This is a genomic window from Novosphingopyxis iocasae, assembly GCF_014334095.1.
GTDB classification, from domain to species: domain Bacteria; phylum Pseudomonadota; class Alphaproteobacteria; order Sphingomonadales; family Sphingomonadaceae; genus Novosphingopyxis; species Novosphingopyxis iocasae.
Map to the genome: position 1 here is coordinate 1,054,375 of NZ_CP060495.1, position 17,044 is coordinate 1,071,418.

Here is a 17,044-nt window from a genome sequence, read left to right on the forward strand (position 1 = left end):
ACCGCGTAGCGGGAAACCTGCGGCCCTAAGGCTGGCGCGGGCAACACGGGCCGACGGGCCGCAGGTTGCGGCACGCCCCGGCCGGCCCAAGGGCCTCTCCCGGCGGTCAGGGGTGAGGCAGGATCAGGGCCCGGTGTCGCAGGCGGATCGGGAGCGCTCGAAGATCGCTTCGCCATTCGAGAAGCGCCCGACCAGGCGCAGTTCACCGAACAGGTCGATGAACCTACCCGAGACCTGGCCAAGCCAATGCCGTGCCCTTGCTGTTCGTGGGTTGTAGAAATCGGCCTCCCAGTACCGGGCATCGTCGCGTTCGGCGAGCCAGATCGCGGCAAGGCCGCAATAGGTCGATATGCCGCAATCGGCGAAGGCGTTTCGCAGGAGGATGCGGTCCTCGCGGCCGCGCCATCCTTCGATGCGTTCAAAAGAAGGAAAGGCCACCTTCGCGGTATCGATGATCTCGTCGACTAGGCACTCGTATGCCCAGTCGACATCTTCGTCTTCGCCGTCATCAAGCAGGCGGAAGGCAACCACGGAGCCGGTTGGATAGCTGACGGAACGTCCCATCTCACCGCTCCTTAGGCAGCTTCAGCAAGGTCGACATCGGCGTCGCCTTCCAGAGATTGGTGACCACCCAGTTCGAGGAGCAGGCTGGCCGCTTCCTCGGCCTTGGCCGCAGCTGTCAGGATCGCGCGCTCGTCCGATTTGAGGATCTTGAGCCAGGATGCGATGTAGCTGGCGTGATGGTCGAGGTGGGTGACCGGAAGACCCAGTTCTGCCCCGAGGATGGCTGAGGACAGCTCTGCGATCAGTTCTTCGGCAGCATAGGCGTCGCCGCCGAAGCGGTTCTTGAGATCGCGGTCGAGCCGCGAAGAATGACCCGTCCAGTGCGACAACTCGTGTGCGAGTGTCGCGTAGTAGTGGTCATAGGCTTCGAAGAGTTCGACCGGCGGCATGGTGACGCGGTCGCGCAGCGGTTCGTAATAAGCCTGCGCGCCATGGTGGCGCAGGTCTGCGCCGATATGAGCAAAGAAGGCATCAAGGCGATCTTCTCGTCCATCGGGCTCCAGCGCGGCAACCAGTGGCTTGGGATGGTAGAAGTCGGGAAGGCCGTCGCACTGATCCGCGTTGAACACGGCATAGGCCTTGAGAACGCGCCGGTTTTCGGTGTCCGCTTCGCCTTCCGCGGTCTCAACCTCCTTGGTGTAACTCTTGTAGAAGATCGCAATAGTCGATTTCTCACCCTTGCGGACCTGTCCCCCAAGCTTCTGGCACTGGAGGTATGTCATCCAGTACGGCGAGGCGAAGCCGCATCCATCGGCCACCATCCACAGCCAGAAGGTGTTCATGCCGCGATAGGGCGTACCGCAGGAACGCAAGGGCCGCGAGACCGGCACACCGCGCCACGGCTTGATCCAGGGCTTTGTCCCCTGCTCGAGCTTTTCGATAATGGCGGCGGTGATGCGCTGAGCGGGCGACGTCGAAGTAGTGCGGCGGGACTTGGTCATATAAGCTCTCCTGATCGCCGGGACGGACCTGCCCCGGCTCAGGGAGAGCAAAGCTCCCTCCTCTCTCCTTCAATGATGACCGTTATGCGCCCTCATTCCGGAAATTGAAGATACAGATCCAGATTTCGAAAGCCGACATTCTCCAAGGGCAAGGCAGACTGTTCGCGTAAGGCTTTTGACAACACCAGATCAATGATCTAGCAGTTTGACTTCGGGCACTTATTCCGGCGCCCGGTAAGGCAATGCGCCCAAGTCCGGCTCGATGAGCTGTGTGCGAAGGACGCGTTGATGAATTCTCCCGCTAATTCAGGTTCCGTAGAACAAACTCCGATCCCGTTTTCCGATGGGGTGCGTGTCTGGGCGCGCATAGCCGCGTTGAGCTTTGGTGGGCCAGCCGGCCAGATCGCGGTGATGCACCGCATTCTAGTCGATGAAAAGCGCTGGATCGGCGAGAACCGGTTCCTGCATGCGCTCAATTACTGCATGCTCCTGCCCGGACCGGAAGCCATGCAGCTTGCCACCTATATTGGCTGGTTGCTCCACGGCGTTCGCGGTGGCCTCGTCGCAGGATGCCTGTTCGTCCTTCCCGGCTTCCTCAGCATTATGGCGCTTAGCGTGCTCTATGCCAGTTTTCAGGAGGCCAGCTTCGTCCAGGCGATTTTCTTCGGCATTAAGGCGGCGGTGCTCGCCATAGTCATCGAGGCCCTGCTGCGCATCGGGAAAAGGGCATTGAAAACTTGGCCCATGTATCTGATTGCCGCCGCAGCCTTCGTGGCGATATTCGCATTCGATGCACCTTTCCCGCTGATTATCGCGGCCGCCGCGCTGGTCGGTTTTCTTGGAGGGCATTTCGATCCTGCACGGTTTCTGGTCATTCGCGCCCGTGAAACGACCGAGGACGGGGAGAGCGAGCCGGAAGCCGTGCTTCATACAGGTGGCATGGCGAAAGCGCAGCCTACATGGCGCGGAGCAGTCCGCACGGCCTTGATCTGGGGCAGCATCTGGGCAGCTCCCATAATTGCGCTGATCCTTCTTGTTGGCCCAAATCACGTGTTCACGGAACTGGCGGTTTTCTTCTCCAAGCTCGCGGTCGTGACTTTCGGGGGCGCGTATGCCGTGCTGGCCTATATGGCGCAGGAAGCCGTGCAGACGCATGGCTGGCTTGCCCCCGGTGAAATACTCGATGGGTTGGGCATGGCGGAGACCACGCCGGGTCCACTGATCCAGGTCGTCCAATTCGTGGGGTTCATGGGGGGATATCGCGAAGCAGACATGTTAGGCCCGGTGGCTTCGGGCATCGCGGCTTCGGTCATCGTCACGTGGGTCACGTTCGTGCCGTGCTTCCTATGGATTTTCCTTGGTGCGCCATTTATCGAAAAACTGCGCGGCGTGAAGCTTCTGACAGCGGCGCTTTCGGCGGTGACGGCAGCAGTCGTCGGTGTGATCCTAAACCTTGCCATCTGGTTTGCGCTGCACGTTGCCTTCGCACGGCTTGACGAGGTTCGAGGTTACGGCGCACGCCTGCTCGTGCCGGACTTCGCCACGATCGACGTCGCCTCCGTCGTCATTGCCGCTGCGGCCCTGATCGCTATGCTGCGCTTCAAGATCGGGATGTTGCTCGTTCTCTTCGTGAGCGCACTCATTGGGTCGCTGTATTACCTCGCAACGATGGCTGGCACCTGAAATCACATCCAAGGAGAACTAAGATGAAGCAATTACGCAGAACATTGTTCGTCGGCGGCTTGGCTCTATCGCTATCAGCGATGTCGGCGGCTCTTCACGCGCAGGATAATCTCGGCAATCTCGAGGCGCTAATTTTCGAGGCATCGCACTCGGAGGTCACCATGACCGACGATGGGGTCGCACGCATCGGTTGGACGCGCGCCGACGTGCCGGTGATGGTCGACGGCATGCGCCTCGATCCCCCGGCAGGTCTCGGCTCATGGGCTGCCTTCAAACCCGTCGATGGCGGAGTGATGGTCATGGGCGACACGGTCGTATTCGAGGATGAGATAACAGCCGCGATGGACGCTGCCCTCGCCAACGGGTTGACCGTCACCGCGCTGCACAATCACTTCATATTCGACGATCCGCCGGTCTATTTTATGCATATCGGCGGGCATGGGGAAACCGCCAAGATGGCAGCGGGTGTAAAAGCCGTCTGGGATGCCATCAAGGAAGTGCGCGCCGCCTCGCCGACGCCGCAGCGCAGTTTCGGTGGCTTGACGCCGGATGCAAACGGCACGATCGAAGCCCTGGCGCTGAGCGAAATCTTGGGCACCGAGCCAAGCATCGCCGATGGTGTCGTGAAATACACCTTCGCTCGCCAAGGCCGCATGCACGGCGTTGAGATCGGTGGTTCGATGGGGCTTACGACCTGGGCGGCGTTCTCGGGCACCAACGACCTTGCCGCCGTGGATGGTGACTTCATCATGACCGAGGACGAAGTCCAGCCCGTGCTCCGCGCACTGCGCGAGCGGGATATCCATATCGTAGCATTGCATAACCACATGATCGGCGGTGAACCGATGTTTTACTTCCTCCACTACTGGGGAGTGGGTCCAGCAAAAGAGCTTGCAGCGGCGATTGCTGCTGCCCGTAACGCACAGGCCGAAACCGGATAGGCGCAACCATTCCGATAAAAATCAGTAAGGCAGCGATCGCTTGCACCTCATTGCGACAGGCATTGTCTTCGAAATGGCCGGGACGTGAGTTATGTCGTTAACTTTACGGGGTTGCCTTTGAATGCGATTTGGGTTGCGAACGGATTGTCCGTTTCCTTAGGAAAACGCCCGAAACCAGACTGTCTCGAAGCGGCCCCAAATTTGACACGGAAAAGGCGGCCCGTCCCGAGAGGGACGGACCGCCTGCCGAGTGACCTGGACCTGTCAGGAGGGGTCAGGCAGCCTGCTCGGCAACCTCGTCAGTTTCTTCGGCGTTGACCGCCTCGCCTTCTTTGTGGTCGGCCAATCCGACTTCATCGGAACCGGCGAAACGCATGATCGGCGGAACCCAAGCCTGCGCCCGCTCCTTGACGTCGGTCTCGCCGATGAAGTTGCCGGAGAAGATGCGCTCGGCTGCACTCGCAAGCTCGGCCTTCTTCGAGGCAGCGTAGCGACTGACCAGTTCGGGCCCACCTGCGGCATCGAGTGCTTCGAGCGTGCGGGCCTTGGCTACGCGGTCGAAGTAGTTCGCCGCCGTGGGACGCCACCAATGCGCCGTCTCAATGTCGAGACGGGAGCCGAGCGCCTCGTGCATCGGCACCGAGCGCTCGCCTTCGCAGGCAAGACTGGCAACCAAAGTGCGCGAGACGACATGGCCGAGCCATGCCGAACGCGCCTCGTCGGACAGCGCCCGGAATTTGGCAAACCGTTCGACGTCGCTTTCGCCAGCACGCCAGCTTTCATCGAGCGACCCGGCGAACTCGGCCAGGGCAGCGCTCGCCGGTGCGTCCTTGGCTTCGAACCCACTGACCGGCCCGGAAGCCACCGAGCCGACAAGCGTCGACGCTTTCTTCGCACGCCAATCGTGTCCATCGGCATCGGCAAGCGTGAAGACCATGAAGTCGAGCGCGAGTGCCGGATCGTTCGCGAGATGGATCGCCAGGATGTCGCGGCGTTGCATCGCGAGTTCATCAAGCAGGCGCTGCGACAATGAGCTCCCCTTTGGCTTCGCCGCACCGTTCTCTTCAATGGCCTCGACCACGCCCTCGTCAGCGATGACTTCGGTGTCGGTGTAGTACTGCGGGACCAAGGTCGGCTCGCCATTGCGCGAAAGGACGAGGAAGGCGCCGGCCTCGGGTTTCAGTTCGTCGGCGAGTACCGGCGGCCGGTCATTGAGCGCACGCATGGCGCGGTCGATCACCACGAGTTCCTGTTCGGCCTTGGCGACCTCGTCCTCGTCGCTGTCTTCGTCTTCGAGCACGGCGGCGACGCGGTCGTAGTCGGCCTCGAGCTTGCCAAGTTCCTTCGCTTCCTGTTCGGTCATCGGCGCAGGCTCGCATGGCAGACGGCCGAGACCTTCGACGAGGTCATGGCTGACGTAGTTGCCAAGCGTCGGGCGCACCCAGGCAAGGCCATATTCGAGCGCGGCCTTTTCGGCGGCTTCATCCATGGCCTTGTGCGCGAGATCTTCGAGCAGCGCGACATCGATCCAGCTCTCGCTGGCATCATCGTCGAACAGTTCGCGCTCGATCCGGCCACCTGCAGCGATGTAGGCATCGCGTCCGACGAGGACAGCGCGTGGATCGGAACCGCGCACCGTGGCATCGAGCACCATGCGGCGGATTGTATCGGGCGTGATCTGGTACCAGGCATCCTGCAGCTCGGCATAGACATGCGCCTGGCGCTCGACGTCGGAAATCGCGCCGTAGGCCTTGGCCATATCGAGCGTGATCGTGCCTTCGGCGAGCGCTTCGAAAACGCAAGGCGCGAGGCTTGCGAGGCGCAGACGTCCTTCGACGAAACGGACCGTGAGGCCGAAGCGGCGCGCCACGTCTTCAGGGGTAGCGCCTGCTTCGATGATGGAGGCGAAGGCCTGCGCCTCGTCGGCCGGGTTCATTGCGAGACGCTGGAAATTCTCGGCAAGGCTGGCTTCGCGCACTTCGCTTTCCTCGCCTTCGATGACGAGGCAGGTGACCTCGTGGTTCTCGGGCAAGGTGCCCTCTTCGGCCAGCGCCAGCAGCGCGGCGAGACGGCGACCGCCGGCCTCGACCTCGAACTTGCCGCGCTTTCCTTTGCGTACGACGAGGTTCTGCAGCAGGCCGCGCGCGGCGATGTCTGCCCGCAGCTGGAGGTCGGCCAGCACGTCGTTCGACTTGCGAACGTTACGCGGGCTGGGAACAAGCTTCTTCAAGGGGATCGACTGGATCATTGGTGTTCTCCTGATGGATTGAAGGCGCAGGTGAGGATCACGAGGCCCACAAGCCCAAAGGGCTCCCTCCACTCTCATTCTGAGATTGGGGTCTGCCCGAGGGATCAGGCGGCAAGCGCGGGGAGGACCGACGAGGCTGCGGAGACTGGCACGAACAGCCGCGTGCGGTAGCGGATGATCTCGGTGAAGCAGCCCTTGCCCTTGTACCAGTCGAGGCGATCCGGCGAGAATCCGGTCAGTTCAAGGCGCTGTTCGCCGCCGACCAGCGATCGCTTGACGGTCAAGGCATCGTGGCTTGCAAGGCCCAGCGGCTTGCCGTTGGCGAGGACGAGTTCGCCGATCTGCTCTGCCGTTGGTCCAGCAATCCCGGAAAGACCAAAGGTCTCGGCGATTGCGGCGAGATCGATATCGAGCACTTCGCGGCCGATGATCGACTGGCCATCTTCGGCAACGAGCCGGGTAACCCGAACATGATCGCCGGGGAGGCGCTTCCAGACCGGGAGCAGCAGCCCGGTGGCGAGATGGACGCGCTCGGTCACAGGTGAAGCGGCGGCCGCCTCTTCCTCGGCCCGCCAGGCGCTCGTGAACGCGGTGACGCCAATTTCCTCCCAGTGGCTCTCAGCGAGTGCGTCAAGCGTCCAGTTCGCGGACTTGAGCGGTCGCAGAAGGCGCCGACGTTCGATCACGGCCCCGTCGTCAGCGATGAGGCGCCGGGCAGGAACCGACAGCGCGACTTTGCCCGAGCGCGCATTGTGCATCGGGATCGCGTGCGGGCCGCCGATCTCGTGCATCCGCACCAGGTGCTGCAAGTGTAGAGGCCTAAGGTGCCTCGACACTTCGAGCGAGACGAGACGGGTCTCGGCACCGGTCACGGGGTCGGTGCGCAGGAGTTCATCTGCAAGGACCGTAAAGTGATCGACCTTGACGGTCTCCAGTCCCTGGTCGAGCGTTCCAGCCTCGCGCGCAGCTTCAATCCGCGCTTCGACGAGGCCGAGATATTCATCGAATATGGCGTTCTGGAGCGCAATCGGCAGCGCGAGGATGCGATTGAGCCAGCGCTGGATCGTGGGGAGATTGTCGGTCAGCCCGCCATCGGGGTTTTCGAGCCGGAGGCCGGTGCGCTCGACGAAGTTGCCAAAGGTGGTGGCTTCAAGCTTGCCGTCATAGAGCAGCTGGAACCAGCGGCTGAGCGCGTCGCGCGCATAGTCGCTTTCAAGATTGTCTGCCGGGTCGAACAGGTTCTGTCCGCCCGTCTGGCGCTGGCCGCGCGTAAGCGCGCCCAAAGCGTCGAGCCTTCGCGCAATAGTCGAGATGAACCGGCGCTCGCCCTTCACATCTGTGGTGACCGGGCGGAACAGCGGGGCCGAGGCCTGATTGGTGCGGTTCGTACGACCAAGACCCTGGATGGCGTTGTCGGCGCGCCATCCCGGTTCAAGCAGGAAGTGAACCCTGCGCTGCTGGTTCCTGGCGCCCAAGTCGGCATGATAGGAACGCCCCGTGCCGCCCGCATCCGAGAAGACCAGGATGCGCTTGGTGCCTTCCATGAAGCTTTGGGCTTCGGCGACATTGGCGCTGGGGCTACGCCGTTCGAGGCGCTGGTCACCATCGCGGCCCAGGACAAGCCTGCGGGTCCGGCCCGTGACTTCGGCCACGGCGTCGGTTCCGAAATGTTCGATAATCGCATCGAGCGCAGTGGCGATGGGCGGCAGTGCGCAAAGCTGTTCGATCAGCGCGTCACGCGCGGCGATCGCGCGGGGGCAGAAAACGGGATTGCCTTCCTCGTCGCTCATCGCCTCGGAGCGAAGATTGCCGTCCTCGTCGGCGAAGACCTGCATCAGGCGCACAGGGAAGCTCTTGACCAGGTAGTCGATGACATATTCACGCGGTGAGAGATCGATATCGAGCGCTTCGCGATCTTCCACGGTAAGGTCGGCAAGGCGCCGGTCGAGCATAGCCTCGGCGGTCGAGACAAGCTGCACGACGACCGAATGGTCTTCGCCAAGCGCTGCTTCCATCGCGGGGATCAGGCTGGGCAGTTTCATCGAAAGCAGGAGCTGGGCAAAGAAGCGCTGCTTGGTGCCTTCGAAGATCGACAGCGCCGCAGCTTTGGCATTGCGGTTGAGCGTGTCGCCGCTGTCCTCGTCGACCACGCGGGTTGCTTCGAGCGCAGCTTCGAGGTTGCCGTGAATGATCGCCCAGGCATCGGCATAGGCATCGTAGATCCGTACCTGTGCTTCGGTCAGGCTGTGTTCGAGGATCTCGTACTCCACCCCGGCGAAGGACAGCGCACGGGCAAGGTAGAGCCCCTGGGCCTTGAGGTCGCGGGCGACGAGCTCCATCGCCGCAACGCCGCCAGCTCGGATCTCGGTCATGAACGCCTCGTGGGTCGGAAAGGCGGTCTCGGGTCCCCAGAGGCCAAGCCGTGAGGTGTAACCGAGGTTGGCGATATCCGAGGCGCCAGTGGCCGAAGCATAGAGCACGCGGGCGCGCGGCAGATGGTTCTGTAGCCGTAGGCCCGCCATGCCCTGTTCGGATCCTTTGACCTTGCCGCGGGTTGAAGAGCCCCCGAGCGCATTGGCCATCGCATGGGCTTCGTCGAAGGCGATCACGCCGTCGAAATCTACGCCCGCCCAGGCAAGGATCTGGTCGAGCCGCGTGTCTTCGGCGCGGCCCGAGCGCAGCGTCGGATAGGTGACGAAGAGAATGCCTTCGGACATCGTTACGGGGTGGCCAAGTTTCCAGCGTGAGAGTGGCTGAATGTCGAGCGGCAGCCCGCCAAGCGCTTCCCAGTCGCGGCGTGCATCTTCGAGCAGCGCCTCGTTCTTGGTGATCCAGACATGCCGGCGCTCGTCTGCGAGCCATCGGTCCATGATGACCGCGGCGATCTGCCGTCCTTTGCCCGCTCCGGTTCCGTCGCCGAGGAAGAAGCCTTGGCGGTAAGAGTGTCCGTCCTCGGAGAGTTCCAGCGAGGTGCCTTCCTGGCTCACCTTGAACTGACCCGGAAGATCGCGCGCAAATGCCTGGGCAGCGTAGACCAGTGTCTCGCATTGCGCTTCGGACAGAAGGCCCTCGGCCTTCCAGCAAGCGGGAAGGCGCGGTGTGACGTCCGGCTGGGGTGCTGCGACCGAACCCATGGCGACCGATTCCACGAGCGGGGTGGGATGAACCGGCGCACCTTCGAACACGATGCGGCTGGGCCGGTAAGGCAGGTAGATGCCTGCCTGTTCAGGCACCGGCGCGGGGTCGGCGAGAACAGAATAGGCAAGATCGATCGCATTCGCCGTGGCTGCTGGTGTCGCGGCGAACGGCGCCAGCGGCCGCACCGGCGCGCTTTGGGCCGAAGTCTTGCCAACGAGGCGCACTGGCTTGCCGAGCGGCAGGCGATAGATGTTGGCGGAGGTCTGTACGCGTGGCGGAAGCGCAGTGATAAGCTCGTGGAGCGAGATGAGGTCGGCAGTATCTCCGATGATCGCAGGCGAGGACGCAGTCGGCGTCTTGTCGAACACAACCAGGCGAACAGCGATCCCCGTCCCTGTCCGGCGAAACATCTGCTGCAGCCGAACATCGAGGAGCAGCGATGCTTCGTCCTGTTCCTTGGCGAAGGTGGAGGCGTCGAAGCCTTCAGGCATAATGGCGACGATCCTCGCCCGATTAGCAGCGGCCCGGATTGCACCGCGTAGGTGACGCATAGCGGTCTCACCGTCCTTGCCGCGTTCCAGGCTGTGAGCGAACGGCGGGTTCGTCAGCACGGCAGACGGAACATGGCCGCGAAGCAAGTCGGCGATCAGTTCCCCGTCATGCGCAGTGATGGTGGCCGTGGGGAAGACGTGGGCCAGACCGTCTCGTCTTGCCGGATCGATCTCGTTGAGAAGCAGCGAAGCGTTCTGGAGGCAACCCCAGAGAGCAAGGGCACCATTGCCTGCGGACGGTTCGAGGAGCGTGTCTTGCGCGCAGACAGCTGCGGCCTTCGCCATCAGCCAGGCCAGCATTGGCGGGGTCGAGAACTGCTGGAGCTCGACCTGTGCTTCGCTGCGAACGTGCCGCGGCGGCAAGGCTGCTTCGAGCCAGTCGAACCGCGCTTCGGCTTCGTGCACGCTGGTCGCCAGATCTATGCGCGAAGACTCGCGAAGCCAGAGCAGCGCCCCGATCTCGACCGCGTTGTTGTAGTCATCGATGGTCCAGGCGCTTCCCCAGTCCACGACGCCGGTCTCGTCGGCAAACATCCCGGAAATGTCGGCACGGGTAAGATGACGTCCCGAAGCGAGAAGCGCGGCAATCCTGGCACCGACAGCGTAAGCCAATGGCACTGACGACAATTGCTCGCCGGCGGGAAACAGGTCTGATTGAAACATGGCAATTCGTCCTCCTGATGAGGGCATCGGGACAGGCCCTCTGCCGGATCAGGAATTCGAGAAGCCCTCTCTCCTCTACCGCGCCGCCTTGCGGCGCAGCCATGCTGTAAGTTCATCGTTCCAGTCGGTGTCGCGTGAGGATGGTTTGCGAACGTGGATCGTCCGCCCGTCGCGGGCATAAGCGGCGAGCCCACGCGAGGCAGCCAGCTCGCCGCCAGCATCGTGATCGACGAAGAGGTGAAGCTCGGTGACGCTTTCGGGCACGCTCACGAGGCCGAAGCGCTCATTGCCCAGGGTCGCCCAGACGGGAATGCCGGTGAGAGCATAGGCCGACATCGCGCTCTCGATGCCCTCGGCGAGGCCGAGCTTGCCAGAGGCCGGAACGAAGAGACGGACGGCAGCTTCACCGAGCGCGCCGAGCGCACGCTTCGGCTTGTCGAAGTCGGCCTTGGCAGTGCCCGAAAGGAAGGTGCGGTGGATGGCGACCGGCCCCTCGTCGAGGCTGACCGCCGCAATCATGGCGGGCAAAAAGCGAGTGCGTCCCTTCGGACCAAGCGGTGTTCGTGGATGGAAGCGCAGCACCGGCGATGCGGCGAGGATGCCGCGGCTCTCAAGATAAGCCTTTGCCGGACTGGCACGCAGTGGCTGTGCATCGCGCCAGATCCTCAGCGCTGCCGCCGAGGGTTCGCGGGTGCTGGCCGGTCCGGGTTCGTTGGTGATCTCAGAAGCTGAAAAAAGCGCCGGTGCCTCGAAACCTTCACGCGCCAAAGCAGCCAGCACGCTCTGCTGATCGCATCCCGCGAAACAGTGGAAGAGGATGGCCTGTCGGCCGAGCGACACACCGAGTGACGGCGTGCGATCTTCATGCGCAGGGCAGCAGGCCATGCCCTTGGTGCCGGACCACTTGCCGCCCCGGCTTTCGCAGATCTTGCGGGCGGTGTCCTCAAGCGAGGTACGTGACAGGGTCGAATTCGAAACGGGCATACTGGCTCCATCGCCGCATAATTGCCCCCTCCAAACGAGCTCCTCTCCTCTCGGGTAAACCTGCAGAAGGCGCTTTCCTACACCTTGTTGTTCTATTTATGTTCTCAAACGATTCGAGGCAAGGCGAAAGGCAAAGTGATGAACTTGTTCTGGGTAACTGGCACATGCTGTGCCCTCACGGTTGCGATCTCGGGATCCGCCCGTGCGCAGGAATTTCAGGTATTCGATCATGACCTTGGCAAGGTTGAGATTGCGATCGATGAAGAGGCCGGGTTCAACCCAACTGCGATGTATCTCGGTAAACCAGATGACCAGCCGGCCGACATCGATCGAAGCTTCAAGGAAGCCTTGTATGAGCCACTCATTCGGCAAGCCGAAGCGCGATACTCGCTCCCTCCTCGCCTCCTCCAGGCGCTGGTGTGGCAGGAATCTCGGTTCAACCCCATGGCAATCAGTCCGGCTGGCGCGGCGGGGCTCGCTCAACTCATGCCGGGAACCGCAAGGGAACTTGGTGTCAGCAATCGCCACGATCCGGTTCAGAACATCGACGGTGGCGCGCGCTATCTGAAGCTGATGCTTGATCGCTTCGGCGCGATCCATCTCGCGCTGGCCGCTTACAATGCAGGCCCTGGCGCTGTGTCGCGAGCCGGCGGGATACCGAAAAATCGAGAAACACCTGGATATGTAAAGAGCGTTATCGCGCGATGGATGGCATACAGCTCGACATGAATACGAATCGGAAAAGGATTAGCGGACGGCTTGAGCACCTTCCCCGAGGAGCCGCCATCGTGACTGATGCAGGGGATCACTGGGTTCTCGAAGACTATGAACCCTCGAACGATGACTTCGGATTTGAAGTTACCGCAGAGGGTATCGTTGTCGGGTTCGACCGCCTTCGGGTGGAATGGCTAGGACAGGCGACAGGTTAGGAGCGGGTCAAGCGGCCCTCAAAACAGCAATGTTCTGCGCTTTGCCGCCAAGGCAGTCGAGGTAATCTGCCCAATCCTGCAACATTGCACGACGAGGAGCGAGATATTCCGCAGCATTGTAGGCTCCGCGAACTTCGTTCTCTTCGCTGTGCGCCAATTGCAGTTCGACCCAATCCTCATGATATCTCCGGATCCACATCGGGGGTTCGCCAACTTCGACAAGCTGCTCGTTTGCCCAAGTGCTCGCCAGACCTCTGAAACCATGAACAGTTTGCCGCCCGTGGTACCCAAGCCGATATAGGCCGTAGATCATCGTATTCTCGGAAAGCGGCATCTTGGGCTTTTGACCTGGAAAAACGTATTCGCCTTCGGACTTGCTGATCATTTCTTCGGCTAGTGAGGCAGCTTGCCGTGACAATGGCACAATATGCTCGCGACCCATTTTCATCCGATCAGCGCCAATGCGCCATGCTGGTGAAGGTCCACCCAGATCTTCGAACTCGTGCTTCTTGGCGAACCGAAGCTCCTTCGTCCGCACCCATGTAAGAAGAGCGAAAATCAATGCTGCCCGGGTAATCTCGGAGCGTCTTTCACCCTCTTCTTGATATTGCTCGATCTTAATCATCAGCTCGGGTAGCTGCGCGAGAGGTAGCTTCGCCATATGCTTGACCCGAGGCCGTGGCTTCAATGCCCCGCGAAGATGCGCAGTAGGGTCGGAATCACAAAGGCCGCTGGCAATAGCGAACTGGAATACCTGTCCGATACATTGCTTTGCCCGCCGACTGATGTCGAGCGCGCCGCGTTCCTCGATTTTCCGAATGACCTTCAGGACTTCTGGTGGAGTTATCTCATGCATCATGAGTTCGCCCAAGACAGGAAACACATCTTGGTCCATGCGCGACCAGACACGCTTCGCATGCGCGGGGTCGAGACTACCTGCTCTGTTCTGATGCCACATGGTGGCGATCGCCCTAAAGGTCTTGGCCTGTTCGAAATCCCGACCTGGTTTGTGGACCATCGGGTCCCTACCCTCGGCCAACACCCCCTTGGCAACTTTCTTGAGTTCTCTTGCTGCCGCTATTCCTACTTCGGGATAGGCGCCGAAAGAAAGCAGCTTCTCCTTACCGTGGCACCGGTATTTCAGCCGCCAGAGCTTCGAGCCGTTCTTTTGAACAAGAAGGAATAGACCCTCCCCATCCGCAAGCTTGTATGGGCGTTCTGCCGCCTTCGCTTTTTTGATCTGAATCTCACTCAAGGCCATTGGGGGTATCGCTCCTTTTCGCTACCCCCGGAAAATACCCCCAAAATACCCCCACACCAAATCCGGCTTCAAGCGAATGCAAGCGCACGCAAGCGGACGCGAATCGCTCACATCATTCTGTTTTAATTGAATTTTGCGGATGCATACGGCCCCAAACGAACCCATGCGGATTCGAGAATGGTAGCGGAGGAGGGACTTGAACCCCCGACACGCGGATTATGATTCCGCTGCTCTAACCACCTGAGCTACTCCGCCCCATCGGGCTTCCGGCGGGTCTGCCCGCCGGATCGCGGCGCTATAAGGCGGGGTTCTGGCGGCGTCAATAACCCCCTGCCGTATTGCATCGCGCCGCGGTACGAGCCACCAATGCGCCCATGGAAAGCGAAAATTCGAGCGAACAGTACGATGTCCTCATTGTTGGGGCAGGCCATGCCGGGGCGCAGGCAGCGATCAATCTGCGGCAGGGCAAGTTTGAAGGCACGATCGGGCTCTTCGGGGACGAGCGGGCGCATCCTTATGAACGCCCGCCCCTCAGCAAGGAATATCTCGCCGGGGACAAGCCGTTCGAGCGCATTTTGTTGCGTCCGGAGGATTTCTGGGGCGAGCGCGGCATCGATTTTCAGTCCGGCGCGCGGGTGGCCTCGGTCGACCCGCTGGCGAAAACGCTGCGGCTTGCAAATGATCGGGAAGTGGCGTTCGGCAAACTGATCTGGGCGGCGGGCGGCAGCCCCCGCATGCTGCCCTGCCCCGGCGCGGGCGCAGCGAACATCCACGCCATCCGCCGCAAGCGCGATGTCGATCTGATCCGCGAGCAGCTGGACGAAACGCAGCGGATCGTCATCGTCGGTGGCGGTTATATCGGGCTGGAGGCAGCCGCGGTAATGCGCAAAATGGGCAAGCAGGTCACCGTCCTGGAGGCGCTGGACCGCGTGCTCGCCCGCGTCGCCGGGCCGCAGCTGTCGCGCTTCTACGAAGGCGAACATCGCGATCAGGGCGTCGACATCCGGCTCGAATCGATGGTCGAAATGTTCGAAACCGATGAGCGCGGGCGTGCCGTCTCAGCGGTGCTCACTAGCGGCGAATCCATTCCGATGGACATGGGGCTGATCGGTATCGGAATCGTTCCCGAAGTCGGTCCGCTTGTGAGCGCGGGAGCGGCCGGCGGCAACGGCGTCGATATCGACAGCCAGTGCCGCACCAGCCTGCCCGATGTGTACGCAATCGGCGACTGCGCGGCGCACGGCAATCCCTATGCCGACGGCGCGCATATCCGGCTGGAATCGGTGCAGAACGCCAATGACATGGCGCGCGTGGCCGCGATGCACATCTTGGGCAAGCCGATGGATTACGACGCCGTGCCCTGGTTCTGGTCCAACCAATATGATCTGAAGCTGCAGACCGTGGGACTATCGACCGGCTTCGACGATTGCGTGCTGCGCGGCGATCCGGCGGAGCGCAGCTTCTCGCTCGCTTATCTGCGCGACGGGCAGCTGATCGCGCTCGATTGCGTCAACAAAACCAAGGACTATGCGCAGGGGCGTGCGCTGATCACGGCAAAGGCACATCCCGATCGCGAGCAACTGGCCGATGCGGACCTGACGCTGAAGGAAGTTGCGCTCGTCTAGCGCCCGCGAAAGCTGTGGCGGCCGATCTTTTCCCACGGCCCGCCGCGATAATAGAAGCTGCCGAGCCCGGTGATGGCAAAGGGCCGCGGCTCGAAGCTTTCCTTTAGCTGCGCGAACAGCTCTTTCGATTCGGCCGGCGTCACCTTGTTCTGCACCGTGACATGGAGCCGTGGGCGCGCCTGATCCTGCGGCGTCAGCATGCCGTGGAAACGCTCCGCCAGTTCGTCCCGCATCGCCAGCAGGTCCGGGCTTTCGATCCGGTAGGCCACGCCCTTGCCCAGATGCATCACCTCGCTGAGCTGTGCGCGCGGCGGCGGATGATCCGCGGCCAGCCGGGCGAGCGCCTGCTCCACTTCCCGCGTACAGGATGGCGGCAAGTGGTGAAAGAGCGTCACATGCGCGTCGAGAAAATTGCGTTCCGGAGGGAAATGTCGCTGGCGCAGGCCGTTGGCCCAGGCGAAACTCTCCGGCCCCATCAGGGCGGTAACGATGATCGGTGCGGGATCGCTCACCGGCCCCGCCTCCTCACATCTCTCCCCGCTGGCGGCGGATGGCGTACCATTTGGCGACGTTGGCGTTGTGCTCCGCCAGCGTGTTGGCGAAGACGTGGCCGCCTTTTCCATTCGCCACGAAATAAAGCGCCGGACTGTCCGCCGGATGCAGCACCGCCTCGATGGAGGCACGGCCGGGATTGGCGATCGGCCCTTTGGGCAGACCGGTCATGGAATAGGTGTTGTAATCGTTCACATCCGCGATCTCGGACTGGCGGATGCGCCGGCCCAGCGGCTTGCCCTTCGTGATCGGGTAGATGATCGTCGGGTCCGCCTGCAGCATCATATTCTGGCGCAGGCGGTTGGAATAGACCGCGGCGACCGTCGTACGCTCGGACGGCACAGCCGTTTCCTTTTCCACGATTGAGGCCAGCGCAAGGGCTTCCTGCGGTGTTTTCACCACGATGTTGGGATCACGCTTCGGCCAAAGCTCGGCCATCGTCTTTTGCATCGCGGCCTGCATGCGACCCAGCACGGCCTGACGCGTTTCGCCGCGCTGGAAGCTGTAGCTTTCGGGCAGGACGGAGCCCTCGGCGGGCACTTCCACGTTACCGGTCAGCAGCGGCTCGGCCATCAGCGTGTCGCGCACCATGACGGAGGGCATGCCCTCGGGGATGGTCACCAGCCGGGAAATGGTATCCCCGCCCTGCAGGATGTCGATCACGTCCGAATTGCTGGCCCCCGCGGGAATGAAGAACTCGCCTGCCTTGATGTTGGCACCGCCGCCCAGCAGGCGCGCGCGGTTTAGGAACGCCTGCGCGGACTTGATCGCGCCTGCCTCCTGCAACGTCTCCGCCGCCTTGGTGAGCGTGGAGCCTTCCTTGATCACGACCGTCAGGTCCTTCGGGGCCGGTCCCGCTGCGGTCCAGCCATAGACGAAGTTTCCGCCCACGAAGAGCGCCGCGCCGATGGCGATGACAAGGATGAAGAGACCGATTTTGCGCATCGGCATGGTTTAGCGCGCG

At 62.1% G+C, this 17,044-nt stretch carries 13 protein-coding genes and 1 tRNA gene; 5 read left to right on the top strand and 9 right to left on the bottom strand.

Annotated features, from left to right (window positions below):
• Positions 1-123: 123 nt before the first annotated feature.
• Both H7X45_RS05000 and H7X45_RS05005 read right to left on the bottom strand, forming a co-directional pair.
• The gene (locus tag H7X45_RS05000) at positions 124-564 is read right to left on the bottom strand and encodes a hypothetical protein (RefSeq protein WP_187336432.1); all 441 of its coding nucleotides are present in this window, start codon (positions 562-564) and stop codon (positions 124-126) included.
• An 11-nt stretch (positions 565-575) separates the two neighbouring features.
• Positions 576-1,505, bottom strand: coding sequence for an ArdC family protein (locus tag H7X45_RS05005; RefSeq protein WP_187336433.1), 930 nt, complete (start codon positions 1,503-1,505; stop codon positions 576-578).
• A 288-nt stretch (positions 1,506-1,793) separates the two neighbouring features.
• On the opposite strand from H7X45_RS05005, the gene chrA reads away from it, so the two are divergent.
• Both chrA and H7X45_RS05015 read left to right on the top strand, forming a co-directional pair.
• Positions 1,794-3,188: a chromate efflux transporter gene (gene chrA / locus H7X45_RS05010; RefSeq protein ID WP_067673225.1), complete on the top strand. Its 1,395-nt coding sequence runs from the start codon at positions 1,794-1,796 to the stop codon at positions 3,186-3,188.
• A gap of 23 nt (positions 3,189-3,211) precedes the next feature.
• A complete protein-coding gene (locus H7X45_RS05015) occupies positions 3,212-4,129 on the top strand; it encodes a DUF1259 domain-containing protein (protein ID WP_228243362.1) in 918 nt (305 codons plus the stop codon).
• Positions 4,130-4,403: 274 nt separating this feature from the next.
• Here the strand turns inward: H7X45_RS05015 and H7X45_RS05020 are convergent, their stop codons facing one another.
• From H7X45_RS05020 to H7X45_RS05030, 3 genes are all read right to left on the bottom strand, one after another.
• Positions 4,404-6,377 carry a ParB/RepB/Spo0J family partition protein gene (locus H7X45_RS05020; RefSeq protein ID WP_187336434.1) on the bottom strand — a complete coding sequence of 658 codons (1,974 nt, stop codon included), beginning with the start codon at positions 6,375-6,377 and terminating at the stop codon, positions 4,404-4,406.
• Positions 6,378-6,481: 104 nt separating this feature from the next.
• Positions 6,482-10,729 carry a strawberry notch family protein gene (locus tag H7X45_RS05025; RefSeq protein WP_187336435.1) on the bottom strand — a complete coding sequence of 1,416 codons (4,248 nt, stop codon included), beginning with the start codon at positions 10,727-10,729 and terminating at the stop codon, positions 6,482-6,484.
• 75 nt (positions 10,730-10,804) lie between these two features.
• Entirely contained in the window at positions 10,805-11,713 is a 909-nt protein-coding gene (locus H7X45_RS05030; RefSeq protein ID WP_187336436.1) for a DUF7146 domain-containing protein, read from the bottom strand.
• 138 nt (positions 11,714-11,851) lie between these two features.
• On the opposite strand from H7X45_RS05030, the gene H7X45_RS05035 reads away from it, so the two are divergent.
• Together H7X45_RS05035 and H7X45_RS15215 are read left to right on the top strand one after the other, a co-directional pair.
• Complete coding sequence (locus tag H7X45_RS05035; protein WP_187336437.1) at positions 11,852-12,442, top strand: lytic transglycosylase domain-containing protein; 591 nt, start codon at positions 11,852-11,854, stop codon at positions 12,440-12,442.
• Entirely contained in the window at positions 12,439-12,642 is a 204-nt protein-coding gene (locus tag H7X45_RS15215) for a DUF5818 domain-containing protein (protein WP_246449829.1), read from the top strand. Before H7X45_RS05035 ends, H7X45_RS15215 begins: the two co-directional genes overlap by 4 nt.
• A 7-nt stretch (positions 12,643-12,649) precedes the next feature.
• Here the strand turns inward: H7X45_RS15215 and H7X45_RS05040 are convergent, their stop codons facing one another.
• A complete protein-coding gene (locus H7X45_RS05040; protein WP_187336438.1) occupies positions 12,650-13,903 on the bottom strand; it encodes a tyrosine-type recombinase/integrase in 1,254 nt (417 codons plus the stop codon).
• Between the two features lie 178 nt (positions 13,904-14,081).
• A tRNA-Met gene (locus H7X45_RS05045) sits at positions 14,082-14,158 on the bottom strand.
• 119 nt (positions 14,159-14,277) lie between these two features.
• On the opposite strand from H7X45_RS05045, the gene H7X45_RS05050 reads away from it, so the two are divergent.
• A complete protein-coding gene (locus tag H7X45_RS05050; RefSeq protein ID WP_187336439.1) occupies positions 14,278-15,528 on the top strand; it encodes an NAD(P)/FAD-dependent oxidoreductase in 1,251 nt (416 codons plus the stop codon).
• On the opposite strand, the gene H7X45_RS05055 is transcribed toward H7X45_RS05050, so the two are convergent.
• A complete protein-coding gene (locus H7X45_RS05055) occupies positions 15,525-16,004 on the bottom strand; it encodes a 2'-5' RNA ligase family protein (protein ID WP_187336985.1) in 480 nt (159 codons plus the stop codon). The genes H7X45_RS05050 and H7X45_RS05055 overlap by 4 nt on opposite strands.
• Positions 16,005-16,053: 49 nt before the next feature.
• The gene (gene mltG, locus H7X45_RS05060; protein WP_187336986.1) at positions 16,054-17,025 is read right to left on the bottom strand and encodes an endolytic transglycosylase MltG; all 972 of its coding nucleotides are present in this window, start codon (positions 17,023-17,025) and stop codon (positions 16,054-16,056) included.
• Positions 17,026-17,044 lie beyond the last annotated feature (19 nt).

Coding starts and splice junctions, on each gene's coding strand:
- H7X45_RS05015 (WP_228243362.1), top strand. CDS start 3,212: ATGAAGCAATTACGCAGAACATTGTTCGTCGGCGGCTTGGCTCTATCG.
- H7X45_RS05040 (WP_187336438.1), bottom strand. CDS start 13,903: ATGGCCTTGAGTGAGATTCAGATCAAAAAAGCGAAGGCGGCAGAACGC.
- H7X45_RS15215 (WP_246449829.1), top strand. CDS start 12,439: ATGAATACGAATCGGAAAAGGATTAGCGGACGGCTTGAGCACCTTCCC.
- H7X45_RS05035 (WP_187336437.1), top strand. CDS start 11,852: ATGAACTTGTTCTGGGTAACTGGCACATGCTGTGCCCTCACGGTTGCG.
- H7X45_RS05050 (WP_187336439.1), top strand. CDS start 14,278: ATGGAAAGCGAAAATTCGAGCGAACAGTACGATGTCCTCATTGTTGGG.
- H7X45_RS05020 (WP_187336434.1), bottom strand. CDS start 6,377: ATGATCCAGTCGATCCCCTTGAAGAAGCTTGTTCCCAGCCCGCGTAAC.
- H7X45_RS05030 (WP_187336436.1), bottom strand. CDS start 11,713: ATGCCCGTTTCGAATTCGACCCTGTCACGTACCTCGCTTGAGGACACC.
- H7X45_RS05000 (WP_187336432.1), bottom strand. CDS start 564: ATGGGACGTTCCGTCAGCTATCCAACCGGCTCCGTGGTTGCCTTCCGC.
- mltG (WP_187336986.1), bottom strand. CDS start 17,025: ATGCGCAAAATCGGTCTCTTCATCCTTGTCATCGCCATCGGCGCGGCG.
- H7X45_RS05025 (WP_187336435.1), bottom strand. CDS start 10,729: ATGTTTCAATCAGACCTGTTTCCCGCCGGCGAGCAATTGTCGTCAGTG.
- chrA (WP_067673225.1), top strand. CDS start 1,794: ATGAATTCTCCCGCTAATTCAGGTTCCGTAGAACAAACTCCGATCCCG.
- H7X45_RS05005 (WP_187336433.1), bottom strand. CDS start 1,505: ATGACCAAGTCCCGCCGCACTACTTCGACGTCGCCCGCTCAGCGCATC.
- H7X45_RS05055 (WP_187336985.1), bottom strand. CDS start 16,004: ATGGGGCCGGAGAGTTTCGCCTGGGCCAACGGCCTGCGCCAGCGACAT.